The organism is Cryobacterium lyxosi (assembly GCF_004403345.1).
GTDB lineage: Bacteria > Actinomycetota > Actinomycetes > Actinomycetales > Microbacteriaceae > Cryobacterium > Cryobacterium lyxosi.
On sequence record NZ_SOGT01000012.1, the window covers coordinates 393,273 to 417,812 of the forward strand.

General features: G+C 65.0%; 23 protein-coding genes and 1 pseudogene. 6 read left to right on the top strand and 18 right to left on the bottom strand.

Annotated elements, in window-relative coordinates; genetic code table 11:
• Nucleotides 1-69 precede the first annotated feature (69 nt).
• The 5 genes from purH to sucC form a co-directional block, all read right to left on the bottom strand.
• Nucleotides 70-1,746, bottom strand: a complete 1,677-nt coding sequence (gene purH, locus E3T27_RS11580) for a bifunctional phosphoribosylaminoimidazolecarboxamide formyltransferase/IMP cyclohydrolase (RefSeq protein WP_134572894.1) — start codon at nucleotides 1,744-1,746, stop codon at nucleotides 70-72.
• Entirely contained in the window at nucleotides 1,743-2,336 is a 594-nt protein-coding gene (purN, locus tag E3T27_RS11585; RefSeq protein WP_104198404.1) for a phosphoribosylglycinamide formyltransferase, read from the bottom strand. The genes purH and purN overlap by 4 nt, the downstream gene beginning before the upstream one ends.
• A gap of 10 nt (nucleotides 2,337-2,346) precedes the next feature.
• Nucleotides 2,347-3,594: a cell division protein PerM gene (locus tag E3T27_RS11590; protein ID WP_104198405.1), complete on the bottom strand. Its 1,248-nt coding sequence runs from the start codon at nucleotides 3,592-3,594 to the stop codon at nucleotides 2,347-2,349.
• Nucleotides 3,595-3,697: 103 nt separating this feature from the next.
• Nucleotides 3,698-4,585: a succinate--CoA ligase subunit alpha gene (gene sucD, locus E3T27_RS11595; RefSeq protein ID WP_104198406.1), complete on the bottom strand. Its 888-nt coding sequence runs from the start codon at nucleotides 4,583-4,585 to the stop codon at nucleotides 3,698-3,700.
• A 13-nt stretch (nucleotides 4,586-4,598) separates the two neighbouring features.
• Nucleotides 4,599-5,768, bottom strand: a complete 1,170-nt coding sequence (gene sucC / locus E3T27_RS11600; protein WP_104198407.1) for an ADP-forming succinate--CoA ligase subunit beta — start codon at nucleotides 5,766-5,768, stop codon at nucleotides 4,599-4,601.
• A 253-nt stretch (nucleotides 5,769-6,021) separates the two neighbouring features.
• Between sucC and E3T27_RS11605 the strand changes: the two genes are divergently transcribed.
• Both E3T27_RS11605 and E3T27_RS16600 read left to right on the top strand, forming a co-directional pair.
• A complete protein-coding gene (locus E3T27_RS11605) occupies nucleotides 6,022-6,732 on the top strand; it encodes a VIT1/CCC1 transporter family protein (protein WP_104198408.1) in 711 nt (236 codons plus the stop codon).
• A gap of 60 nt (nucleotides 6,733-6,792) precedes the next feature.
• Nucleotides 6,793-7,203 carry a DUF3054 domain-containing protein gene (locus E3T27_RS16600; protein WP_166786203.1) on the top strand — a complete coding sequence of 137 codons (411 nt, stop codon included), beginning with the start codon at nucleotides 6,793-6,795 and terminating at the stop codon, nucleotides 7,201-7,203.
• Nucleotides 7,204-7,356: 153 nt separating this feature from the next.
• On the opposite strand, the pseudogene E3T27_RS17010 reads toward E3T27_RS16600, so the two are convergent.
• From E3T27_RS17010 to E3T27_RS11630, 5 genes and pseudogenes are all read right to left on the bottom strand, one after another.
• Nucleotides 7,357-7,611, bottom strand: a pseudogene (locus tag E3T27_RS17010) (FAD:protein FMN transferase); the annotation flags it as partial.
• 31 nt (nucleotides 7,612-7,642) lie between these two features.
• On the bottom strand, nucleotides 7,643-8,083 hold the full coding sequence (locus tag E3T27_RS11615; protein WP_134572898.1) for an FMN-binding protein: 441 nt from the start codon (nucleotides 8,081-8,083) through the stop codon (nucleotides 7,643-7,645).
• A complete protein-coding gene (locus E3T27_RS11620; protein WP_134573040.1) occupies nucleotides 8,080-9,414 on the bottom strand; it encodes a ferredoxin reductase family protein in 1,335 nt (444 codons plus the stop codon). Before E3T27_RS11620 ends, E3T27_RS11615 begins: the two co-directional genes overlap by 4 nt.
• Nucleotides 9,415-9,600: 186 nt before the next feature.
• Nucleotides 9,601-12,141, bottom strand: coding sequence for an ATP-dependent helicase (locus tag E3T27_RS11625; protein ID WP_134572900.1), 2,541 nt, complete (start codon nucleotides 12,139-12,141; stop codon nucleotides 9,601-9,603).
• Nucleotides 12,142-12,183: 42 nt separating this feature from the next.
• Entirely contained in the window at nucleotides 12,184-13,194 is a 1,011-nt protein-coding gene (locus tag E3T27_RS11630) for a glycerophosphodiester phosphodiesterase family protein (RefSeq protein WP_134572902.1), read from the bottom strand.
• Nucleotides 13,195-13,414: 220 nt separating this feature from the next.
• Between E3T27_RS11630 and E3T27_RS11635 the strand changes: the two genes are divergently transcribed.
• From E3T27_RS11635 to E3T27_RS11640, 3 genes are all read left to right on the top strand, one after another.
• Entirely contained in the window at nucleotides 13,415-14,233 is an 819-nt protein-coding gene (locus tag E3T27_RS11635; protein ID WP_134572904.1) for a Bax inhibitor-1/YccA family protein, read from the top strand.
• Nucleotides 14,234-14,321: 88 nt separating this feature from the next.
• A complete protein-coding gene (locus E3T27_RS16605; RefSeq protein ID WP_158251916.1) occupies nucleotides 14,322-14,474 on the top strand; it encodes a hypothetical protein in 153 nt (50 codons plus the stop codon).
• A gap of 73 nt (nucleotides 14,475-14,547) precedes the next feature.
• The gene (locus E3T27_RS11640; RefSeq protein WP_134572906.1) at nucleotides 14,548-15,780 is read left to right on the top strand and encodes an MFS transporter; all 1,233 of its coding nucleotides are present in this window, start codon (nucleotides 14,548-14,550) and stop codon (nucleotides 15,778-15,780) included.
• Nucleotides 15,781-15,795: 15 nt separating this feature from the next.
• On the opposite strand, the gene guaA is transcribed toward E3T27_RS11640, so the two are convergent.
• The 6 genes from guaA to E3T27_RS11670 form a co-directional block, all read right to left on the bottom strand.
• Nucleotides 15,796-17,415, bottom strand: coding sequence for a glutamine-hydrolyzing GMP synthase (gene guaA / locus E3T27_RS11645; protein WP_134572908.1), 1,620 nt, complete (start codon nucleotides 17,413-17,415; stop codon nucleotides 15,796-15,798).
• Nucleotides 17,412-17,846: a DUF3817 domain-containing protein gene (locus tag E3T27_RS11650; protein WP_104198415.1), complete on the bottom strand. Its 435-nt coding sequence runs from the start codon at nucleotides 17,844-17,846 to the stop codon at nucleotides 17,412-17,414. The genes guaA and E3T27_RS11650 overlap by 4 nt, the downstream gene beginning before the upstream one ends.
• Before the next feature lie 9 nt (nucleotides 17,847-17,855).
• Nucleotides 17,856-18,635, bottom strand: coding sequence for an SURF1 family protein (locus tag E3T27_RS11655; protein WP_241992237.1), 780 nt, complete (start codon nucleotides 18,633-18,635; stop codon nucleotides 17,856-17,858).
• A 5-nt stretch (nucleotides 18,636-18,640) separates the two neighbouring features.
• Complete coding sequence (locus E3T27_RS11660) at nucleotides 18,641-20,122, bottom strand: cation:proton antiporter (protein ID WP_134572912.1); 1,482 nt, start codon at nucleotides 20,120-20,122, stop codon at nucleotides 18,641-18,643.
• 3 nt (nucleotides 20,123-20,125) lie between these two features.
• Complete coding sequence (locus tag E3T27_RS11665) at nucleotides 20,126-20,659, bottom strand: cation:proton antiporter regulatory subunit (protein ID WP_241992229.1); 534 nt, start codon at nucleotides 20,657-20,659, stop codon at nucleotides 20,126-20,128.
• Between the two features lie 104 nt (nucleotides 20,660-20,763).
• Nucleotides 20,764-21,087, bottom strand: a complete 324-nt coding sequence (locus tag E3T27_RS11670) for a hypothetical protein (RefSeq protein WP_134572914.1) — start codon at nucleotides 21,085-21,087, stop codon at nucleotides 20,764-20,766.
• Nucleotides 21,088-21,269: 182 nt separating this feature from the next.
• Between E3T27_RS11670 and E3T27_RS16610 the strand changes: the two genes are divergently transcribed.
• On the top strand, nucleotides 21,270-21,434 hold the full coding sequence (locus tag E3T27_RS16610) for a hypothetical protein (protein WP_166786197.1): 165 nt from the start codon (nucleotides 21,270-21,272) through the stop codon (nucleotides 21,432-21,434).
• A gap of 125 nt (nucleotides 21,435-21,559) precedes the next feature.
• Here E3T27_RS16610 and E3T27_RS11675 read toward each other — a convergent pair whose 3' ends face one another.
• Both E3T27_RS11675 and E3T27_RS11680 read right to left on the bottom strand, forming a co-directional pair.
• The gene (locus E3T27_RS11675; RefSeq protein WP_134572915.1) at nucleotides 21,560-23,290 is read right to left on the bottom strand and encodes a glycerol-3-phosphate dehydrogenase/oxidase; all 1,731 of its coding nucleotides are present in this window, start codon (nucleotides 23,288-23,290) and stop codon (nucleotides 21,560-21,562) included.
• A 111-nt stretch (nucleotides 23,291-23,401) separates the two neighbouring features.
• Complete coding sequence (locus tag E3T27_RS11680; protein WP_104198421.1) at nucleotides 23,402-24,520, bottom strand: GuaB3 family IMP dehydrogenase-related protein; 1,119 nt, start codon at nucleotides 24,518-24,520, stop codon at nucleotides 23,402-23,404.
• Nucleotides 24,521-24,540: the final 20 nt, after the last annotated feature.

Consider the following 24,540-nt stretch of genomic DNA (forward strand, 5'->3'; position numbering starts at 1 on the left):
GGTGGGCGTGCGGACTACCCAAAAAGCACCCCCGATTCAACGTCGAAGGTGCTTTTCGTGGGTGGAAACCTAGTGGAAGAAGTGGCGCTCTCCCGTGAAGTACATCGAGACACCCGCCGCGGTGGCTGCGGCGATGACCTCGGGGTCGCGCACCGATCCGCCGGGCTGCACGACGGCGGCGATGCCAGCGTCGAGCAGCACTTCGAGGCCGTCGGCGAAGGGGAAGAACGCATCCGACGCGGCGACCGAACCCGCGGCCCGTTCGCCGGCGCGGCTCACGGCGAGGTGACAGGAGTCGACCCGGTTGACCTGGCCCATACCTACCCCGACGGATGCCCCGGCGTGCGCAAGCAGAATAGCGTTCGACTTCACAGAGCGGCAGGACTTCCAGGCGAATTCCAGATCGGCGCGGGTGGCGGCATCCACTTCGGGACCCGCTACGAGAGTCCAACCGTTTGAGCTGAAGTCTTCGAAGCTGTCGGTCTCCTGCACGAGCAGGCCGCCGGAGATCTGGTGCAGTTCGAGCGAAGAACGCTCATAGTCGGCGGGCAGCTCAAGCAGGCGGATGTTCTTCTTCTTGGTGAGCAGTTCCACTGCTGACGGTTCAAAGCCGGGGGCGACGAGCACTTCGGTGAAGATCTCGCTGATGGTTTCGGCCATACCCAGAGTGACCACGCGGTTCGCAGCGATCACGCCGCCGAACGCGGAGATTGGGTCGCAGGCATGCGCGCGCAGGTGGGCGGATGCGATGGGATCCGGTGCATTGGGCTTGGCGATGGCGATGCCGCAGGGGTTGGCGTGCTTGACAATCGCAACGGCCGGCTCGCTGAAGTCGAAGGCGGCGCGCACCGCGGCATCCGCATCGACGTAGTTGTTGTACGACATTTCTTTGCCGTGCAGCTGCCGGGCTTGCGCGATGCCGCGGCCACCGTCCCCGACGTAGAGCGCGGCTGCCTGGTGCGAGTTCTCGCCGTAGCGCAAGATCGCGTCGCGAGTGACCTCGATGCCGAGCCCCTCGGGGAACGGCGACTCGTCGTCATCATCGTCGTCGTCGTCATCGTCGTCGTCAAAGGTGGCGTCTTCATCGAGCGCCTCCGTGTCGTCCTGCCACTGGTCGTAGACGTTCTCGGTGAACCAGGCCGAAACGCTCAGGTCGTAGTCGGCGGTGTGCTCGAAGGCGAGCGAGGCGAGCTTCTGACGCAGCTTGAGCGTTGAGCCACCCGCGGCCATGGCTTCGATGATCTCACCGTAGTTGACCGGGTCGACGACGATGGCCACGTTGGCGTGGTTTTTAGCGGATGCCCGCACGAGCGCCGGTCCGCCGATGTCGATCTGCTCGATCACATCGGCCGGTTCGGCGTCGCTCAGGGCGGTTTCGACGAAGGGGTACAGGTTGACAACGACAAGCTGGAAGGCCTTGATGCCGAGCTCGGTCAGCTGCGCTTCGTGCGCTTCGAGGCGCAGGTCGGCGAGGATGCCGGCGTGCACCCCGGGGTGCAGGGTCTTGACCCGGCCGTCGAGCGATTCCGGAAAGCCCGTAACCGAAAAGACGTCGGTGACGTCGTAGCCGGCGGCGCGAATGGTGGCCGCGGTGGAGCCGGTGGAAACAATTTCGACGCCTCCGGTTGTCAGTGCAGCGGCGAGCTCGAGCAGTCCGGTCTTGTCGCTAACGGAGATGAGCGCACGCTCGATCACGATCTGGTCCCGGTTACGGTACGAGCTGGGCGCGCTGGTGTGAGCGATCATGCGTTGCTGTTCTCCTTGAGGTTCATGTGTCCGTTGGCGATGTCGAGCACAGCCTGGATGAGTAGGCGCCGCTCGACGATCTTGATGCGATTCTGCAGGGAAGCTTCGGTGTCGCCGGTCAGAACGTCGACGCGCTCCTGAACCAGGATGGGGCCAGCGTCGACACCGTTGTCGACCACGATGATGCTCGCTCCGGTTCGAACCGCGCCAGCGGCCAGGGCATCGCGCACGGCGTGCGCCCCCGGAAACTCGGGCAAGTAAGCGGGATGGGTGTTGATCAGGTTTGGCGACAGGGCGGCGACCACGCGCGGCGGCAGCAGCCGCATCAGGCCGCTGAGCACAACCAGGTCGGGCTGCCACTGCTGAATCTGCGCGAGCAGTTCGTCGCCCCAGGCCGCCCGGTCAGCGAAAGAGGAGAACGGGACGGAGAAGGCGGGGACACCGAATTCGACGCCGAGCTCGAGCCCGTCGGCGTCACGATCAGCTCCGATCGCCACGATTCGTGCCGGAAACTCGGCGTCTTCTGACGCTTCCAGCAGGGCTCGCAGGTTGGATCCTCCACCGGAGATCAGCACGACAATAGACAGCACGATCTTGAGCCTACCGTTTGGCGGAGCGCCGAGAGGGGAGCCGTACCCGGCCGGCGAGCATGCCGAGTGCCGCAGCGACGCCGATTTCGGCGGCGGCGAGCGCGCCGACCAGTAGCGGATTCGGCCCGACCTGAACCAGTCGACCCGGGCCCATCGCGCCGGCCGACCACCAGGCGAGCAGGCCGAGGAGTGTGCCGGCGACGACGCCCATGCCGAGGCCGGTGAAAACGTGTGCTCGCGTGGTTCTCTCGGGGACCCCAGCGCGGTCCAAAAACTGCCGGGTCACGACAGCGAAAACGAAACCGATCAGAACGGGCGCAAGCAACCCGAGAAAGCCGTACGTCGGGGTGCCCTGCGGGAGGGCGCCGAACAGAGGCAGGCCGGGAAGGGTTCCCACGACGGTGCCGATCGGCGAGACGGTGGTGCCAGCGCCGAGCGCGATGCCTGGCCCGACGAACCACGCGGCAGCCCAGATAACGAGGTTGGGAATGAGTGCGAGCTGCGCCAGGGTGATGGTAGCGCCGCCGAAGATACCGGCCTGCACCGCCTCATAGAGCCCGATAATGGTCGCGTAATTGACCGCGATGAGCACGGCAACAGCCACGGCCGACACGATCAGCACGCCCGCGGCGGCGGCTGTTCCACCGCGCAGTGCACCCTCGATGACGGTGCGACCGGTGTGCGGTATCCGCTGGTAGGCCGAGCGGATACCGCGGTTCACCCGATCCAAGCCCACCACCGCCCCCGCGGTCTTGCGCCGCCCCAGTTCCGCCCCCACCAGAACCCCGGCAGCATAGATGAGCGTCGGCAGCACGAGCCCCTGCAGTTGGTTGGGCGCAACCGTTTCCGACACCGCGGACACGGTCACCAGCGCGGCGAGAACTGCGTACGTGCCCACGGCGACGCCGACGCCGGTGACGAGGTGCGGGGTCTCGGCGGCGCGACGGCCAGTGTGCACGCCCATCAGCACCGAGAGCATTGCGAAGCCGAGCGGCACCACCGAGATGAGAAAAGGGGTGTCTGCGCCGGTCAGGGCGAGCGCAGCGGCGACGTCAGGGCCAAGCTGCACCGTGAGGTCGACGCCGTTGCCGAGCAACCAGATATCAGCGGCAGCGCGCCAGAAGACGAACCATTCCACAGAGAGGCCGAAGTGGGCGGCCCAGAGCACGGTGAGCGGCACCATCGCGATACCGATGCCAATGGCAACGATAAGTAGAGCCTCGAGAGCGGCGAGCAGGGCGGTCGTTATGCGGTTCATCCGTTGCGAGCCTATATCGCCGGGCCGATAATGCTCACCAGCACGCGCCCACCCATGCAGAAAGGGCCCGCCGAAATTTCGGCGAGCCCCTTCCGACAGTGAATTACAGTGCGGCGAGTGCCTCACGCAGCAGGTTCGCAGCCTCGCTCGGCGTCTTGCCTACCTTGACTCCGGCGGCTTCGAGGGCTTCCTTCTTGCCCTGAGCGGTTCCGGCTCCGTCGGAGACGATGGCGCCGGCGTGGCCCATGGTCTTACCCTCGGGGGCGGTGAAACCGGCCACGTAGCCGATGACCGGCTTCGTGACGTGCGCCTTGATGTACTCGGCGGCCTTCTCTTCAGCGTCGCCGCCGATTTCGCCGATCATGACGATCGCCTTGGTCTCCGGGTCGTTCTCGAAGGCCTCGAGGGCATCGATGTGCGTGGTGCCGATGATGGGGTCGCCACCGATACCGATCGCGGTGGAGAAGCCGAGGTCGCGCAGTTCGTACATCATCTGGTAGGTGAGGGTACCCGACTTGGAGACGAGCCCGACCGGGCCCTTGACCGTGATGTTCGCCGGCGTGATGCCGACGAGTGCCTCACCGGGCGTGATGATGCCGGGGCAGTTCGGGCCGATGATGCGGGTCTTGTTGCCTTTTTTGATGGCGTAGGCCCAGAACTCGGCCGAGTCCTGCACGGGAACACCCTCGGTGATGATGACGAGCAACGGAATCTCGGCATCGATCGCTTCGATGACGGCGTCCTTGGTGAACACCGGCGGCACGAAGATGATCGACACGTCGGCGCCGGTCTTCTCGACGGCCTCGGCGACCGTGCCGAAAACGGGCAGCTCGACGGTGCCGTGCACGACGGTGGTACCGGCCTTGCGGGCGTTGACGCCACCGACGACCTGGGTACCGGCCTTGAGCATGAGGGCGGTGTGCTTGGTGCCCTCACCTCCGGTGATGCCCTGAACGATGACCTTGGAGTCCTTGTTGAGGAAGATTGACATGCGTGGTTGTCCCTTACTTCGCTGCGTGGGCGAGTTCGGCGGCCTTGGCGGCGCCCTCGTCCATGGTGGCGGCCAGTGTTACGAGCGGGTGGTTCGCCTCGGCGAGGATGCGACGACCCTCCTCGACGTTGTTGCCGTCGAGGCGAACAACGAGCGGCTTGTTGGCGCTCGAACCGAGCTCGGCGAGCGCACCCACGATGCCCTTGGCGACGGCGTCACACGCGGTGATGCCACCGAAGACGTTGACGAAAACGCTCTTGACCTGCGGGTCGCCCAAAATAACGTCGAGGCCGGCGGCCATCACCTCAGCGGAGGCTCCGCCCCCGATGTCGAGAAAGTTGGCCGGCTTGACGCTGCCGAAATTCTCGCCGGCGTAGGCGACGACGTCGAGGGTGCTCATGACGAGCCCCGCCCCGTTGCCGATGATGCCGACTTCACCGTCGAGCTTGACGTAGTTGAGGCCGGCAGCCTTGGCTTTGGCTTCGAGCGGGTCGGCCGCAGCGGCGTCCTCGAGAAGAGCGTGCTTCGGGTGACGGAAATCGGCGTTCTCATCGAGAGTGACCTTACCGTCGAGCGCGATGATGTCGCCCTCTTCGGTGAGCACCAGCGGGTTGACCTCGACCAGGGTCGCGTCTTCACCCTTGAATACGTTGTAGAGCTTGACGAAGACCGGGGCGACCTTGTCGACGAGCTCGGCCGGGAACTTGGCGTCGATAGCGATCTGCTTCGCCACGGCGAGGTCGATGCCGACCGAGGGATCGATGGCCGTGTAGGCGAGCGCTTCGGGCTTCTCGACGGCGAGAACTTCGATCTCCACGCCACCCTCGTAGCTGGCGAGCGACAGGTAGGACCGGTTGGAGCGGTCCAGTAGGACGGAGAAGTAGAACTCCGCCTTGATACGAGCTCCACCGGCCACCATGACGCGGTGAACGGTGTGGCCCTTGATGTCGAGGCCCAGGATGCCCTGGCCAGCGGCCTCGGCGTCATCCGGAGTCTTGGCTACCTTGACGCCGCCGGCCTTGCCGCGGCCGCCGACCTTGACCTGCGCCTTGACCACGACAACGCCACCGAGCTTCTCGGCCGCTGCGCGTACTTCGGCGGGGGTGTCCGCGATGATGCCCGGCAGAACCGGCACACCATATTCCTCAAAAAGGTCTCTCGCTTGGTACTCGTAAAGATCCACGCTGCTCTTCCAATCCGCGTCTTGGCGATCACACCGCCGGTGAAGATATATGAGGTTAGTGGTAACAGCAGTCCTCGCCGTAAATTAGCTCGACATCAAGACATACCGGCCCGTGAAAACTCTAGCGCGTGATTCGAGCGTCAGGGCGCACTCGCAGAGCTGCCGAAACACCGCCGTGCTGCCACGAAACGCCACCGCGAAGGCTAGCCACACCTTGCTGGACGACGCTCCCGCTGGGTGCTTATCTAGTACTATGACTGATCTTGCTCAAGCGGTGGAACCGCACGCCGCCGGCCTCGCTTCCCGGCTGAACTGGCTGCGCGCCGGTGTTCTCGGCGCGAACGATGGCATCGTCTCCGTCGCCGCCCTTGTCGTCGGTGTTGCCGCAGCCACCACCGACTCCCACGTCATCCTCATCGCCGGGGTTGCGAGCCTGCTCGCCGGCGCCATTTCGATGGCCCTCGGCGAGTACGTTTCGGTGAGCAGCCAACGCGACTCCGAACGCGCCCTCATCGCCAAGGAAACCTGGGAACTCGAGAACGAGCCCGAGGAGGAGCTCGCCGAATTGGCTGGCTTCTACGAAGCCAAGGGACTCTCATCCGTCACCGCCCGGCAGGTGGCAGTCGAGCTCACCAAGCATGACGCTCTCGCAGCCCACCTCGAGGTTGAGTTGCACATCACCGAACAAGACGTGTCGAACCCCTGGCATGCGGCCTACGCATCCGCTATCGCCTTCACCGTCGGCGCCGCGCTCCCCCTACTCGCCGTACTGCTGCCGCCGGCCGAATACCGTATCGGCGCCACGTTCGTCGCGGTCCTGATCGCCCTCGTCATCACCGGCTGGCTCAGCGCCCACCTCGGCAACAGCCCCAAGTCGCGGGCCATCGCCCGCATCGTCATCGGCGGAATCCTCGCCCTCGCCGTGACCTATGTGATCGGCGCCCTCATCGGCGGCAGCGTCTGATCGAGCTGGGCTCACAGCCAACTCCGGGTTCCGTGCCGACCGGGTGGATAGGCTGAAAAAATGGCAACACTGCGCATCGGAGCTGGCTCCATATCGCGATCATCGATCAGTACGGCGGGCGTTTTTGACGCGGCCCTCGTGCTGGCTTTCGCTGCGATCGGCCGATTGAGCCACGGCGAGAGTCTGGCGGGACTCGGCGTGACCTATTGGCCGTTCCTCGGCGGCCTGATTATCGGCTGGCTCCTGCTGCGTGCCTGGCGACACCCGCGCCGTATCGTCTGGACCGGCGTCGGCATTTGGATTGCCACCGTAGCGGGTGGCCTGCTGCTGCGCCTCGCCAGCGGTCAGGGCGTTCAACTTAGTTTCGCGATCGTCACGACCATCGTCCTCGGCCTGTTCCTGCTCGGCTGGCGGGCCATCGCCGCGCTCCTGCTCCGCCGAGGCCGCCAGCGGACGCCAACCGCGGCCTGATTTCAGGATCAGCCTCTCGCCCACGCGAGCGCGGTCGATTCGAAGCAGCAGAATCGTTGCGCCACCAGACGACCAAACGGCTTCGGCGATGGCGAGAGCCTTGACCACGCCCGAGAGGTCGATGACGCCATCGGCACGATGTGGCGTGAACACGCCCTGGGTGCGTTCACGCCAGTCCAACGCGAGGGCGTAGCAGGTGCGCAGACTCTGACTCGCCTCGGTCAAACGGATGTCCCCGCGCGCGATGCGACTCAGTTCCGAGTCCTCCCGGTACAAGCTGAACTGCTCGTCCCAGCGACGAAATACCGACTTGACCACTTCGACGGCAGCGGAATCAACATCTCCGGCGGAACCACCCAGGCGCAGGCTCACGACCGTCCCCATCGTTGCACAGGTGCGCGCCGGCATCCGCTCGTAGTCCCCGCCCACAATCGCCACCCTAGAATCCGGCCGTATCAAGCGCTGATCGCAGCGACCGGAGGTAGCCCTCGCTCGTGTACGTGGCACCGCTGACGTTGTGCACGTTCGCGGACTGCGCGGTGAGCACCTCGGAGCGCAGAATCGGCGCGGCCTGATTACTGATACCGGCCGACCGGCCCCCACGGTTGGTCAGCTGCAGCGGGGTGACCTCGGTGATCGCGCCGTTGGCGAGGGTCACCGACACCTGCATGTTGCCGTATTGGGTCGGCACCACCGCGCCGGTGAAGGTGCCTGACTGCGCTGCCGCCTGGGCCGCTGATGCGGCAGCGGCCGTCGCGGTGCCGCCGCTGGACGCGGTCAGGCTCTGCGAGGCCTCAATCGCCGAGGATCCCAACTGCCACCCGATACCGACGATCGAAACGGAGGCCAGGGTGGCCAGGGCTACCGCGCGTGCTCTCACCAGTCAAACCTTTCGTAGTGGATCTGCTTTTTGGGCACCCCGGCAGAGCGGGCGTCGCGCACGACGGCGTCGGTCCAGGGTCGGGGACCGCAGATATAGATGTCTGAGCTTTCGAGCTCGGGCACGATCGTGCTCAGGGAGATTCGGGCCCTGACGGCATCTGCGGGAAGCCAGGTACTGACTCCCTGGGGGCGTTTGCCGGCGATTATGCGCAGCTCGGCGCCGCGCAGCCGGCACAGGTCGGTGAGTTCGTCGACCAGGTAGGTATCGCCAAGGTTGTGCGAGCGGAGCAGTACTGTGGCGTTGCCGGGCGCGAACGACACCGTTTCTAAGAGCGACCGAATGGGGGCGACGCCGATGCCTGCGGCGATCAGCACAACGCGGAGCGAGGTTCGAGCGTTCTCGGTGAACAGCCCATATGGACCTTCGAAGCTGACCCGGGTGCCGCGTTTCAAGTGGGGAAGCTGCTTCGAAGCATCGCCCAGGCCGCGAACCGTGATGCGCAGTCCGCGCTCACTCGGCGCTGACGACAGCGAAAACGGATGCGCCTGCCACCAGAGTCCATCGGCCCAGAACCGCCAGACGAAGAACTGTCCGGAGGTCGCCCGGAGCCTGTCCAGCTTTCGGCCGGTCAGGGTGATTGAGGCGACGCCTGGAGCGACCGCGTCCACGCGGTCCACGACGAGGCGGTGGCGCAATGACCGGATGACCGGCAGCAAAAATCGGAACACGATGATGGAGCCGGCTACCGCCGCGTACAGGGCGAGCCAGTAATACCGGGCAATGGCACCGTCCCGGAGCAGACCACCGACGCTCAACTGGTGCGGGATGGCCACGAGCACCGAGAAGTAGGCGAGCAGATGCACGGCGTGCCAGGCCTCATAGCGAAACTTGCGGCGCACCACCACGAGCGAGGTGATGACGACACCGATCATGAGCGCCAGGCCGAGAAAGGCGAGCGGCATGTCAGGCAGGGTCGTGAACATGTTCCAGGTCTCGGCAACAACGTTGACGTTTTCGGCGAGCGCATAGCCGGTGATGAGCAGCGCAGCGTGACCGAGGATGAGGTAGAGGGCCGGCTTGCCGAGCGACTGATGCACGGCCATAGCCTGGTCGTGCCCGAAGGCGCGGTCGATCGGGGGCAGCCGAGCGGCCAGCACGAGCATTATGAGCAGCAAGTCGGTTCCGACCAGGCCCGCGACGATTCCCAGGGACGTGAATGCGTCGGCGGGGGTGCCGAACTTGGCTGCTCCCCCATCCGCGAGAAAGATGGCGACCACGATGGCGACCGAGGCAACACAGAGAATCTGCAGGCTGTCAGCGAGGCGCATCCGTTTTTTGTATGCGGGGTGCGGCGAGGTCACCCGTGGGGTGTTCGCAGGCGCGGTGCCGATTCGAGTTTTGCGCGTATCGAGGCTCATGAGACGAGCATCGGGCGGGCGCCCCTCGAACAGCTATCGAGAGCCTGTGAACAGTCTGTGTGTTACCAATGCGTCGAGCACAGCGGACGCAGAACGCTAGATCTTTTCGATCGGGGCGATCTTGATCAACAGCTTTTTGGCACCCGCTGTGTCGAACTGCACGTGCGCGATGCGCTTGGTGCCCTCACCGGTGACCTGATTGACCCGGCCCTCGCCGAAGTCGTGATGACGGATGCGGTCGCCCGCTTCCAGCTCGAGGGTGCCGTTGTCGCGCACCGTTCCGGTGATCTTGTTGGCCCACTCGGTCTTGGGCTTGCCCGGCGGCAGGCCGGTCTGCTTCGCGCTGTTGCTGCCACTGCTGCGCCCGCCGAATCCATCTGAACTGCCCGATCCGCCCAGCGAGTTGCCGAAGCCGCCGAAGCCGCCGTCGCGTCGCGCGTTGAGCGCCCGCGGCTGCGTGCCCCCGCGGGAGTTAGCCATGCCCGGCGACTGCTTCCAGTCGATGAGATCGGCCGGAATCTCCTGCAGGTATCGGCTCGGCATGGCCACGTTGATGTCGCCGAACTGGGCCCTCGTCATAGCGAGCGAGAGATAGAGCCGTTTGCGGGCACGGGTGATGCCGACGTAGAACAGGCGGCGTTCCTCTGCGGGGCCGCCGGGTTCGTTCGCCGACATCTGGTGCGGCAGCAGCCCTTCTTCAACGCCGGTCAGGAACACGGCCTCGTATTCGAGGCCCTTCGCGGTGTGCAGGGTCATCAACGAGACCGTGCCGGAGGCGTCGTCGAGGTCGTCAGCCGCAGCCACGAGGGAGACCTGCGTGAGAAAGTCAACCAGGCCGCCGTCGGGGTTTTCCTTGTTGAAGTCCTTGGTCTGGGCGACGAGCTCTTCGATGTTCTCGGCCCGAACCTCGTCTTGCGGGTCGCGGCTGTTGCGCAGTACGGCAAGCAGCCCGCTGCCGCTCAGCAGAAACTCCAGCACTTCGGACACGTTGGAGCCACCGACCGGCACACCGTCATCGGTGACCGAGGTCGGCACGAGCATGAGCGCTGCGGCGTCGAGCAGTTCGGCCAGTTTCAGGATGGCCCCGGTCACCTTGGGGCCGAGGCCGAGTGCGGCCGAGTTGCGCATGGCCTGCCGGAAGGTGAGTTCGTTGTCGTCGGCGAAGCTCGACAGCCCGGTTTCGGTGGCCGGGCCGATGCCACGCTTGGGGGTGTTCAGAATGCGGCGGAGGGCGAGTTCGTCGACCGGGTTGGCGACGGCGATGAGGTAGGCCAGGGCATCCTTGATTTCGGCTCGCTCGTAGAACTTGGTGCCCCCGACCACCCGGTACGGCGTGGCCGAGCGCACCAAAATCTCTTCGAGCGCTCGGGTCTGCGCGTTGGTGCGATAGAACACCGCCATGTCGCGGTAGGCCATGCCGGCGGCGTGCAGCACCTGGATCTCATCGGAGACGAACTGGGCTTCGTCGTGTCCGGAATACGCGGTAAAACCGACGATCTTCTCGCCGTCGCCGCCGGCACTCCAGAGCTTCTTGTCGGTGCGGTCGAAGTTGTGGCCGATCACCGCATTCGCTGCCGAGAGAATGTTCTGGGTCGACCGGTAGTTCTGCTCCAGCAGAATCACCTTTGCTCCCGGGTAGTCCCGTTCAAAACCGCTGATGTTTCGGGTGTCTGCCCCGCGGAAGGCATAGATCGACTGGTCGGAGTCACCGACCACGGTCAGCGACGCCCCGGGGATGGCGCCGGTGGCGTCACGCAGGTTACGCACGTGTACGCCGTCGTCTTCCATCTCCCTGGCGAGCTCGGCGGTGACCGGCCGGGTGAGCTCGTGCACGAGGGCGTACTGGGCGTGGTTGGTGTCCTGGTATTCGTCGACCAGCAGGTGCCGAAACCTGCGCCGATACAGGGCGGCCACCTTGGGGAATGCGCGGAACAGGTAGACGGTCTCGCCGATGAGGTCGTCGAAGTCCAGCGCGCTCGCGGCGCGTAGTCGGGCCGAGTACTGTCGAAAAATCTCGACGAACATGACCTCCTGCGGGTCGCTCATGTTCGCATTGCGGGCGTAGGAATCGGCGTCGGCGAGCTCATTCTTGAGCTTGGAGATCTTGGCGCCCGCCGAGCCGGGAGTGAACCCGTAGGTATCGGCGTCGAGCCCCTTGATGATGCGCTTGAGGGTGACCTTGGTGTCGGCCGAGTCGTAAATGCTGAACGTGCGGGCAAGGCCGATCTTCTCGGCTTCGCGGCGCAGTATGCGCACGCACGACGAGTGGAAGGTGCTGATCCACATTCCATCGGAGCCCTGGCCGAGGATGGCGTGCACGCGTTCGCGCATTTCGGCGGCGGCCTTATTGGTGAAGGTGATGGCGAGAATCTGGCTTGGCCAGGCATCGCGGGTTTCCAGCAGGCTTGCGACCCGACGGGTCAGTACGCTGGTCTTGCCCGAACCGGCGCCGGCGATGATGAGCAACGCCTGGCCTCGGTATTCGACCGCCTCTTTCTGCTGCGGGTTGAGCCCGTCGAGCAGTGGGCTCTGTTCGCTTTGCCCCGTGCCGGCGTACCCGTTCGAATCGAGAATAATCGGCGTGGCCGAACGATTTGAGGTTTCGGGCGCGGATTCTGCGTTAAGAGGTGTGATCATGGCGGTTTCCAGTGTAGGCGAGGCCCCTGACAGGCGGGCGGGTCAGCGCAACCCGTCGCGCACGTGCACGGCCAGATCGGGGTGGTCAACGAACACACCGTCGATACCCGTCTCGAGAATGAGGCGAAACTCCGCCTGCCAATGGCCGAAGTCCGCTCGACGAATACCGCGCCGGAACGTTTTCGCCAGAAACTTATTCTCTGGCCGCAGAGTCCAGCAGTAAATCTCCAGCCCTGCTTTGTGGGCATCATCGACCAAAGCGGATGCCCCGACAACGTCGCCCCCGTCATCCGTTTCGAGAATGAGCGATTTCACGACGCTGATGCCGTCGATGCTTTCCGGCCCGGCGGCGAGGTTCGCAAGCCCGTCTGGCGTGAGGTGGTCGGTGTAAGGCAGCGCGCCGGCTCCGTGCTCGGCGACCTGGTCGGCCGGGTGCCCTTGGTCTTCGAGCAGGAAGATGCGTTTGCCGCGCACGCCTTGGGCGCGCACCTGGGCGAGCACGCTCGGTTCGAAGCTCTCCACGGTGAGCCGGTCGGTGTTCCAGCCGGCCGCGGACACTTCGGCGGCGAACAGTTCGGCCAGGGGCAGGTCGAGCCCCGCAAAATAGTTGCCGTGCTTGATCTCGGCGACGATGCCGAGCACCCGATCGGTCTGCTCGGCCGCGGCGTCGACGAGATCGAACAGGTCCCGCAGTCGCAGAATCGGCTGCTGGCCGTCGAAGGTCGTGTTGCTCTGCCGCAGGTTCGGCAACCGTTCCCTGGCGCGCAGGGTGCTCAATTCTGCCCAGGTGAAGTCCTCGGTGAACCAGCCGGTGACCAGCTTGCCGTCGACGTACTTTTCGGTGCGGCGAGCGCCGAATTCGGCGCGCGTGGCGACATCCGTGGTACCGGAGATCTCGTTTTCGTGGCGGATCACGAGAACACCGTCGCGAGTTGCCACCAGGTCGGGTTCGACGGCGTCGGCCCCGAGCGCGAAGGCAAGATTGAAGGCGGCACGCGTGTGCTCTGGCCGGTGGCCACTCGCCCCGCGGTGGCCAATGACGATCGCTTGCATGGTTTCAGGCTAACCGCGCCGCCAGAACGGATGCTGCGGGGCAAATCCGCTGCTAGCGAAACGCATTCGCGTGCCGCCCGGAATACTGCAAATCGGCTGATCCCCAGCACATTCGAATGCGCTCTCGGGTACCTTTGAAGATGTGCCGCACCAGGCGCTGCGTGTTGGTCCGCCCGCGCGCACCCGTTACTCCCCCAGCTGATTGTGAGTACAGCAACACATGGCATCCTCCAACCCCGCTTTCTCCCGCAACGAGGCGTTCGGCCCTCGCGGCGCAGTGGCGTCGTCGCAGGCCCTCTCGGACAACGATCTGCAGTCGATGTACAACCGGCCGTCTGCTGGTTCGCAAGACACCGAGCGCATGACCTATGAAGACACCATCACCAAGACCGGTCTCGGTTTTGCGCTGCTGCTTGTGGCGGCAATGATCTCCTGGGTCGCCACGCCGGTGCTTCCCTTCCTCTTCATTCTGGGAGCCATCGCCGGCTTCGTGCTCGGCCTGGTCAACACCTTCAAGAAAGAGCCGTCGGCTCCGCTGATCCTGGCCTTCGCCGCGGCGCAGGGCCTGTTCGTCGGTGGAATCTCGCGTGTCTTCGACGACATCTACCCGGGCGTCGTGGTGCAAGCGGTTCTCGCCACCCTCGTCGTGGTCGCCGTCACCCTGGCGCTGTTCAAGAGCGGCAAGATCCGCGCCTCGAAGAAAGCCACCAAGATCTTTCTGGTCGCCATGATCGGCTACGCCGCGTTCTCGCTGATCAACGTGGGAATGATGATCTTCGGCGGTACCGACCAGGCCTTCGGTATGCGCAGTAACACCATCGGCATCCTCGGCTTCGACATCAAACTCGGAGTCATCATCGGCATTTTCGCAGTTCTCCTAGCCGCGTACTCGCTCGTGCTCGACTTCGACTTCATCCAGAAGGGCGTCAACAACCGCCTGCCGCGCAAGTACGGCTGGACCGGCGCCTTCGGCATCATCATGACCGTCGTCTGGCTCTACGTCGAAATGCTGCGCATCTTCGCCCTCAGTCGCGAATAGCATTACCCGTCGATAAAACGCCCTCGTTCCCCGGAGCGAGGGCGTTTTTTCGTTCCCGCGGCACACCAAAATGTGGTTGGCTGAAGCAATGAGTTTTACTGACCTGCATGCACTGCTCCCGCTCGAAGCAAACGGCATGAACGCCGCGTTCGGCTATATCGGCAGCGCTATCGTGCTCCTCGGCCTCGCCTGGGTGGTCATCATCGCTATCCGTCGCTACCTCAAGGCCCCCAAGGACTGATCTGCCGGCGAGGAGAACGCCGTCGGCAAGCAGCGACGCCGTCATCGTGTGCGCCTGATCTAAACTCGGGGTCATGTCGCTCGGTCTCCCCTTTCGAGCGCTGTGGACATCCAGTGCCTCCTCTAATCTCGCTGACGGGGTTGCGTTCATCTCGATGCCGCTCCTGGCCGCATCGCTCACCGATGATCCGCGACTCGTCGCAGGCCTGGCGACGACCTACGCCCTGGTTCGACTTCTGGTAGCGCTGCCCATCGGGGTTTGGGTCGACCGGATCGATCGGCGCACGCTGCTGATCGGCGCCAACCTCATCAGGGGACTGGTCGTGATCGGTTTGGCCGTCTTTGTGCACCTGGAGCTTGCGACCTTGCCGCTGCTCTATGCCGTGTTTGCGGTGGTCGGAACGCTGGAGAGCGCGGCGGATAACGCATCTGTTTCTCTGCTGCCCGGGGTCGTGCCGGTCGAGCAGCTGGATCGTGCGAATGGCCGCATCTCGGCAGCACAGCTGGTTGCCGATGAGTTCGCGGGGCCCCCGCTCGGCGGATTATTGTTCGCCGTCGCGGCCGCGACTCCCCTGTACCTCATGGGCGGGCTGTGGGCTGCGGCCGGGCTTCTTGCACTGGCGCTGCCGGTGCGCACTCTCGGGGTGCGCACTCTCGGGGTGCGCGGGCTCGGGGTGCGCAGTGGAAGCGCGCTGATACGACGCCAGCCCGCCGTTCGCGAGGCCATGCAGGGTGCCCGGTGGCTGGCCGGCAACCGCACGGTTGGCGGGCTCGCCCTGATCGGTGCCCTCGCGAGCGTCGGCTATATGCTTTCCTTCTCGATCCTCGTTCTGTTCGCTGCGGAGCGGCTTCACCTCGATGGCTTGGGCTATGGAGTGATCCTCGCCGTTTCCGCACTCGGTGGGCTCGTCGCATCCTTCGCCACACCACGCGCGACAGGCCGCATCGGCTATCGCGGCACGATCGTCGCAAGCCTTGTCACGGGTGCCGTGTCGCTGCTCGCGCTCTCCATCAGCACGAGTGGTGCCATCGCCGCTGCGCTTCTGGCGGTCTATATCCTCCACGCTGTGGCGTGGGGAATCTGCGCGACCTCTCTCCGACAACGACTCGTCCCCGACGATCTGCGCGGCCGAGTCAACGCTGCGTCCCGCGTGCTCAGCCTTCTCGGGCTGGCGCTCGGTTCCGCGCTCGGCGGCCTGCTGGCCGTGGTGAATCTGCCGCTGCCGATCGCCGTCGGCGGTGGAGTCTTCGTGTGCTGCGCGGTCCTGGCGGCCATCGTCATTCCCAACGAGTGCGAGCACGACTAGCCCCTTACGTGGGGATCACTCCCACTCAATGGTTCCCGGTGGCTTCGACGTGACGTCGAGCACCACGCGGTTCACCCCGTCGACCTCGTTGGTGATGCGGTTCGAAATCTTCGCCAGCAGGTCGTAGGGCAGGCGGGTCCAGTCGGCGGTCATGGCGTCTTCCGACGACACCGGGCGCAGCACGATGGGATGCCCGTAGGTACGTCCGTCGCCCTGCACGCCCACTGACCGCACATCGGCGAGCAGAACGACCGGGCACTGCCAGATCTCACGGTCGAGGCCGGCGGCGGTCAACTCGAAGCGCACGATCGCATCCGCTTTGCGCAGCAGATCGAGGCGTTCCTGGGTGATCGACCCGACGATGCGAATGCCCAGGCCGGGGCCTGGGAAAGGCTGGCGCTGCACAATTTCGGCTGGCAAGCCGAGCTCGGCACCGATCGCGCGCACCTCGTCTTTGAACAGGGTACGCAGCGGTTCGACCAGTTCGAACTTGAGGTCGTCGGGCAGGCCGCCCACGTTGTGGTGGCTCTTGATGTTGGCGGTGCCGCTGCCGCCGCCGGACTCGACGACGTCGGGGTAGAGGGTGCCCTGCACCAGGAAGCGGATCGGGTCGCCGTCGATTTCCTTGGCCTCTTCGATCAGTTCAGCCTGGGCCTGCTCGAAGGTGCGGATGAACTCGCGACCGATGATTTTGCGCTTGGTCTCCGGGTCGCTCACGCCTTTCAGCGCATCAAGGAACTGCTCGCGCACATCCACGGTAACTAGGCGGATGCCGGTGGCCTTGACGTAGTCCTCCTCGACCTGGCGGCGCTCGTCTTCGCGCAATAGGCCGTGGTCGACGAAGACGCACACCAGCTGGTCACCGATGGCCTTGTGCACGAGGGCTGCGGCCACGGCGGAATCGACTCCGCCGGAGAGGCCGCAGATGACCTTTCCGGTGCCGACCTGGGCCCGAATCTTGGCAACCTGCTCCGCGATGACGTTGCCGCTGTTCCAGTCGGGGTTGATGCCGGCGGCACGGTGCAGAAAGTTTTCCAGCACATGCTGGCCGTTTTCGGAGTGTTTGACCTCGGGGTGCCACTGCACGCCATAGAGCCGCTTCTCATCGTTGGCAAACGCGGCGACCAGAGTCGACGTCGACGAGGCAAGCACGGTGAAGCCGTCGGGCGCGGTGGCAACCGAGTCGCCGTGGCTCATCCAGACCGTCTGGCTGTCGGGCTGGTCGGCCAACAGAACGTTGTCGGCGTTGCTCACGACGACCGGGGTCGAGCCGTATTCGCGGGCTCCGGTCTGGGCGACGGTACCGCCGAGTGCGGTCGCCATCACCTGGAAGCCGTAGCAAATACCGAGCACGGGCACGCCGAGCTCAAAGATCGCGGCATCGAAAGTGGGCGCCCCCTCGGCGTAGACACTCGATGGCCCACCGCTCAGGACGATTCCGCGCGGGTTTTTGGCGAGCACCTCGGCGGCGGTGATGCTGTGCGGCACGATCTCCGAATAGACGGATGCCTCACGCACGCGCCGTGCGATCAGCTGCGCATACTGCGCGCCGAAGTCGACCACGAGAACGGGCCGATCGAGTCCTGAATCGGGGAGGGCCGGCTCCGCCGACGCGGTGTCGAAGGTGTCACTCATGAACGCACCTCGGCAGCCTTTTTCGCTTCGAGCTGCGCGAGGGAACGTTTGACGCGGCGGGTCATGGGGCCTTCCAGAAAGAACGAGAGCGTGGGGATGATGCCGCCGAGCGCGATCAGCACGAAGCGTGGCAACGGCCAGCGCATCAGGCTCCATAAGCGGAAATCGGCGAACAGGTACAGCACGTAGAACCAGCCGTGCACGATCAGAATGATCGTGCTGAGGTTGATCGCGACGACCGTGTCGCGCGGCACGAAGGCAAGAAAACCCTCGGAGCCGTTCATCTCGAGTTCGTAGCCGAGCACGAACTTGGCATAGACCTCGGCGCAGAGCAGCAGCAGAAAAACACCGGTGATGATGGACGACACCTGGTAGAGCCGCAGCGCACCGGGGATTCGAGAGACGTCGGCGGGCTTGGGATCAAGTGGCATAGGGCAATTCTATGCGCCCGTGCTGGGAGCCCCTGCAGCCACGTCTTCGAGCGCGGCTTCTTCCTGCTCGCGTTCCAGGGCATCGCGCACTAGTCGGTACCAGAAGAACACGGCGAACCCAGCGAAGACGACCCACTCGATGGCGTAGAAGATGTTCAGCCAGTTCAGCGACTGGTCGACTTGGGGTACCGGGGAGTCAATCAGGTCGAGGCCGGCCGTGGCGTCAGCGCTGACGATGTAAGCCGAATAGACCGACTCGTCCGTGAAATCGGCCCACAGATTGATCAAAGCGGATGGCGCGACCTTCGTCAGCTCCATCGAATCGCCCTCGGGGTCGGGCAGCTCAGGGGCCTCCCCCGTGAGAAAACGCCCGGTCAGGGTAACCGGGGTGTTTTTCGGTTCGGTCTGAAGTTCAGCGATGACGGCCTCGGCCGTGGCTCTGTCTGGCGCCCAGCCGCGCGCGACAGCGATGCTGGCGGCGGTATCCGTTCGAAAATGGCTGACGACCCAGAACCCTTCGACACCGCCGTTGAAGCGGGTGGTGATCAGCGCCTCATCACCGGCCACCCAGGCACCCGTGGTGGCTACCATCTGGCCGGTCGCGATCTGTGTCACCCCGCCGTCAGGCTGCGCCACTTCGGCGAGCGGCTTCACCTGCTCGGTCGCTCGCTCCACTACGACGCCGGACTCGATGGCGCGCTCCAGCTGCCAGTGCCCGAGCAGGGCAAAGGCTGCGGCAATACCGAGGGCAAGCAGTAGCGCGGCCACCCAGCGGGGGCGCAGCATCATTCTGATCACGAATAGTCACCTGTGTGCGTTTCTCGCCCGGGTTTGCGTGTTGGTGTCTCGGTCGTGTCATCGGGTTCTGGGGAATGCTGACCGAGAGCGAAATCGGCCATAGAATCCGAACCGGAATCGGCTGAATGCAAGCGTTTCGCTGCGTTTAGCGTATCGGCCGACGCTTGGGAATTGGCCGAGTCGACCATCCGCTTGGCCGCGCGCCGGGTGGCCTCGTCGGCATCCGTCGCCTGAGCGGTTGTCGCTGCCTCGACCAGCGCGATCTCCTCGTCGAGCATCGGGTTGCGCGGCGCACGCGTGGTAGCGGATGCTGGCACGCGGCGACGCAGGGCCGACCCGATTTTCTCGGAATTCGCCGCGAACAGCGGACCAAGAATCGCCATGACCAAAACGTAGAGGCCCGCGAACGGTTGCAACCGCGGGTCGAGCCCGGCCGCGACGGAGAGCGTTGCCAGAATCAATGTGAACTCGCCGCGGTTGACGAAGATCGCGGCGGTGTTGAGGGCCTCGCGTGGACCCATTTTGTGCAGCCAGGCCAGCAGCGCTCCCGACAGCAGGCTCAAGACGAAGGTCATCACGATGGCCACGAGCACCACGCCGATCACCGATCCGAACTGGGCCACGTCGAGGGCGAGGCCGAAGTTGAGAAAGAAGAACGCCGCGAAAATGTCGCGCAACGGTACCGCGACGCGCTCGATTCGGGCGCGGTAGCTGCTCGCTCCGAGCACGACACCGATCAGGAATGCGCCAATCGCGTCGGTCACGCCGATAATCTCACCGATGCCACCGAACAACACCACGAGGCCGAAGAACAAAATCGTGAACAGTTCATCGTCTTTGGTGCGCATAAGGCGGGACACCACTCGGCCGCCCCACCTGGCGAGCGAGAACATGGCCACGAGAAAGAGGAATGCGATAGAAAGCTGGAGCACGATCGGCCAGATCTCGGTCTTGCCACTGAGCACGACGGAGACAATCGACAGGTAGATGGCGATGAAGATGTCGCCGACCACGGTCACGCCGAGGATCATCGGTGTCTCTTTGTTCGCGAGGCGGCGAAGCTCGATGAGCAGTTTGGTGATGATCGCGCTCGAGGAGGTACCGGTCATGCCGGCGATGACGAGGGCTTCGCGCGGCCCCCAACCCACGAGCAGGCCGAAAATGAAGCCGGCGCCCATGTTGATGAGAATCCAGGATCCGCCGGAGATGATCAGGGTTTTGGCGTTGCCGAAGAATTCCTCCTGGTCGAACTCGAGGCCAAGGCTGAACAACAACAGGATCAGGCCGAACACCGCGATGAGTTCGATGTCGCCGGACTCAAAGTCGAGGGGAAAGAAGTCGGTGTTCGGGCTCGCGAGAAGGCCCACGATCATATAGATCGGGATGGTGGGGAGCCCGATCACTTTGCCCAGGCGGCCAAGAACATAAGCGACGACGAGCAGGGTGCCAAGAACGAGGAGATCTTCGCCCACGTGCATCGCTTACCCCCCGGGTGGAGCGTCGACGGTCTTCGCCTTCACTTCACCGGTGCGGAAGAATGCGAAGGCCTTGACGACTTTTTCGGGCGAACCCGCGACGACCAGGGTGTCACCGGGGAAGACCTTGAAGTCGGCAGCGGGGGCAGGGTTGGCCGATTCGCCGCGCACGACGGCGACGACGGTGAGTCCGGCGATGCCGCGGTCGGCCGGATTACCGAGGGGCTGGCCGGCGATATGGTCTTCGTAGTCGACGGTGAACCAGTCGATACTGAGGCCGGGAATCTGGTCGAGGGCACTGAGCGACTCGGTGATCTGGGTACCGCCGAGCAACTCGGCGAGGGTGTGCGCCTCGTCTTCGTTGAGCCGGAGCGAGACCTTGCTCGCGTCGGGCCCGCCCTCCTCGTCGGCGAAGGTGATGAGGTCGCTGTGGCCGGAGCGGTGGGCGATGACGCCGACCTTGCCACCGTCATCCGTGATGAAGGTGTGCAGAACACCCACGCCGGGAAGTTTGACCCGCCGAACATCAACCATTGTCATGACTCCTGAGGTCTAGGGGCAGTTCCTTTATTCTACCGGAGCCGCTTTTGCCGTCCGCGCGCCACCTGGTGCGTCACCGCGCCCAGTGCCGGTGGGCGCTCCCGCTAGAGTTGGCGCGACCTGCGGCACTCGGCCCGGTGAGCGGTCAGCGCCGATCCACCGGTGTTCTCCCACCACTCTGCGGCGGCGATCTGGGGATTCCCACGACCCGCAAGCTGGCCGACGGATGTCCACATCACCGTCCCGCAGGCGTTGAGCGGTCGTTCCCAGCCCGGAATCGTGCGGCACAGCGCCACCACCCCGAACGCCCTGCCGAGCGGCGCTATCGCGCGCGGCGGACTGTTGGTCACGTCCGCGGCGCAGACCGCCGTCACGATGGCGCGCGTGCTGCCGTTTCCGCAGGCTGTCGCGATGATGGACAAGGCCATTCACGTACCACGCAGGATGGCACCCGAAGGCAGTCCCGTGACGATACTGGTGACGCGCGCCGAGTTGCAGGTGCGCTTCGCGCGATGCCGCAGGGTTCATCGCTTATGTCGACTTCTTCTGGCGAAGCATCAACAAGGTCGGCGAGTTCGACGGGCTCGGCAAGTACGTCAAGGAGGCCTACATGAGCGGACGCACCACCGACGAGGTCGTGATGAACGAGAAGCGCCGTGAAGATCGACTTCGCGCGTGCGGACCATCCGTTTCGCGGTGGGACTGGCCGGTCGCGCGCGACCTCGAGGCTTTCGGAATGTTCCTCCCGCGAAGCGGCGTCCCCCGGACTCGATAGCACACCCGCGTTCTTGCGCCGTCACCGCGCCCGGTGCCGGTGGGCGCTCCCGCTAAAGGAGGCGCGACCACCGACAGCTGGCGCGACCACCGACAGGTTGCACGACCACCGCGGGCGCGGGCGGGCTAGTTGGTGACCACGATGTCGGGGGCCTCGAGACGCACCCGGTCAGCGGATTCGTCGTTCGGCTCCTCCTGCGACGCACGCTCGGCGGCAACCCGGGTGAGATAGAAGCCGACCTCGCGGTCGATGCGCTCCTGGTCCCAGCCGAGCACGCCCGCCATCAGCGCTGCGGCGACCGGCGCGGCCGAAACCCCGCGGTCCCACGCCTCGATCGAGATGCGGGTGCGGCGCGCGAGCACGTCTTCGAGGTGCAGCGCGCCTTCGTGCGAGGCCGCGTAGACGACCTCAGCACCGATGTAGTCGTCGGCGCCAGGCAACGGTTCGGCGAGCGCCGGGTTGGCGCGAATGAGGTCAAGCAGCTCGTCGGTGAGGGTTCCGTAGCGGTTGAGCAGGTGTTCCACCCGCACGGTGTGCACACCGAACGCCTTGGCTATCTTGCCGCGCTTATTCCACGCCGCCTGATAGCCCTCAGCACCGAGCAAGGGGATGTCCTGGGTCGCCGAAGCGGGAATGCGGCCATCGAGGGCCGACACTGCGGCATCCACTGCGTCCTTGGCCATGATGCGGTAGGTGGTCCATTTGCCGCCGGCGATCACGACGAGGCCGGGAACGGAGTGTCCGACGAGGTGTTCGCGGGACAACTTGGAAGTCTGGTCACTCTCACCGGCCAGCAATGGACGCAGGCCAGCGTAGACACCCTCGACGTCTTCCCTGGTCAGAGGTACCGTCAAAACTTCATTGATGTGTTCGAGGATGTAGTCGATGTCGGCCGCCGTCGCGGCGGGATGCGCCTTGTCGAGGTACCAGTCGGTATCGGTCGTGCCGATGAGCCAGTGCCGGCCCCAGGGGATGACGAACAAGACGCTCTTCTCGGTGCGCAGCAACAGGCCCATGGCGCTCTGGAACCGGTCGCGCGGCACCACGAGGTGCACACCTTTCGACGCCCGCACCTTGAAGGTTCCCCGCTCGCCAACCATGCGCTGGGTGTCGTCGGTCCAGACCCCGGTCGCGTTCACGACCTGCTTGGCCCGCACCTCGAAGTGTTCGTCGGTCTGCAGGTCGTGGGCGCGCACGCCGACGACGCGCTCCCCCACCTTGATGAAGCCTTCGACGCGCACCCGGCTGGCCGCATGGGCACCATAGAACGAGGCGGTGCGCACGAGTGACGAGACGTAGCGGGCGTCGTCGACCTGGGCGTCGTAGTAGGTGATACCGCCGATCAGGGCGTCGTTGGCCAGGCTCGGCATGAGCTTCTGCACCTGACTCTTCGACAGGTGGCGGTGGTGCGGCACGCCGGGCGGGCGACCGCCGGTGTAGGAGAAGATGTCATAGAGCAGCATTCCGGCGCCGATATAGAACCGCTCGGTAAAGCGCTTCTTGAGCGGATAGAGAAACCGGACCGGCTTCACCAAGTGCGGGGCGATGCGCTGCAACAGCAGACCACGCTCGGTGAGCGCTTCGCGCACGAGGCGAAAGTCGAGCTGCTCCAAGTAGCGGATGCCACCATGCACGAGCTTGGACGACCGGCTCGAGGTGCCCGACGCCCAGTCCCGCGCCTCGAGGATGCCCACGCTCAGACCGCGGGTGACGGCATCGAGTGCGGCGCCGGCGCCGACGATGCCGCCGCCGACGACGAGAATGTCGAGTTCCTTTTCTCTGAGCTTGGCGAGAGCGGAGACCCGCTCCTCAGGACCCATTTTTGTGGACCGCGTGACCGAATTGTGGGAGGCCATTACTACTCCTGTTCAGACTCAGTGTTTAAGACGAGAGGTCAGGGGAGGTGCGACAAACAACTGCGACATCAGTGTTGCGGGTAATGCTGAAAAGTACGTCTGTTTTCGACGCTAGTTCACTCGGTACGGCGCGACAACCACTTCCACTCGCTGAAATTCCTTGAGATCGGAGTATCCGGTGGTTGCCATCGACCGACGCAACGCGCCAATGAGGTTGGCCGTGCCATCGGCGACCGGTGCCGGGCCATACAGAATCTCTTCGAGCGGGGCCACTGTGCCCACCTCGACCCGCTTGCCGCGCGGCAGCTGCGCGTGGTGCGCCTCGGCGCCCCAATGGAATCCGCCACCGGGGGCATCCGTCGCCCGGGCCAGCGCGGTTCCGAGCATGACGGCGTCGGCGCCGCAGGCGATGGCCTTGACGATGTCCCCCGAGGCACCGAGGCCGCCGTCAGCGATGACGTGGACGTAGCGCCCACCGGATTCGTCCATATAGTCGCGGCGCGCGCCGGCGACATCCGCTACAGCAGTCGCCATCGGCGCGTGGATGCCGAGGGTCGCGCGGGTGGTCGACGCCGCTCCCCCGCCGAAACCGACCAGAACGCCCGCGGCGCCCGTGCGCATGAGGTGCAGCGCCGCCGTGTAGGTGGCCGCGCCACCGACGATAACGGGTACATCGAGTTCGTAGATGAACTTCTTGAGGTTGAGCGGTTCCTGGTTCTGCGACACGTGCTCCGCCGACACTGTGGTTCCGCGAATGACGAACAGGTCGACGCCCGCGGCAACGACGGTTTCATAGAGTTCCTGGGTGCGCTGGGGCGAGAGCGCTCCGGCCACCGTGACCCCTCCCGCACGAATCTCCGCGAGCCGGGCGGTGACCAGGGCCGGCTGAATCGGCGCGGAGTACATCTCCTGCATGCGTGCTGTGGCCTTATCGGCGGGCAGGTTGCGAATTTCAGCGAGCAGCGGCTCGGGGTTCTCGTGCCGGGTCCAGAGGCCCTCGAGGTCGAGAACACCGACGCCGCCGAGCTGCCCCATCATGATGGCCGTGGTGGGCGAAACGACGGAGTCCATTGGCGCGGCGAGTACCGGAATGGCGAACTGGTACGCATCGATGGTCCAGCTAACCGACACGTCCTCCGGGTCGCGGGTGCGCCGACTGGGCACCACCGCGATGTCGTCAAAGGCGTATACGCGGCGTGCGCGCTTGGAACGGCCGATCTCGATTTCCATGGTCCTAGTTTAGACGGAGC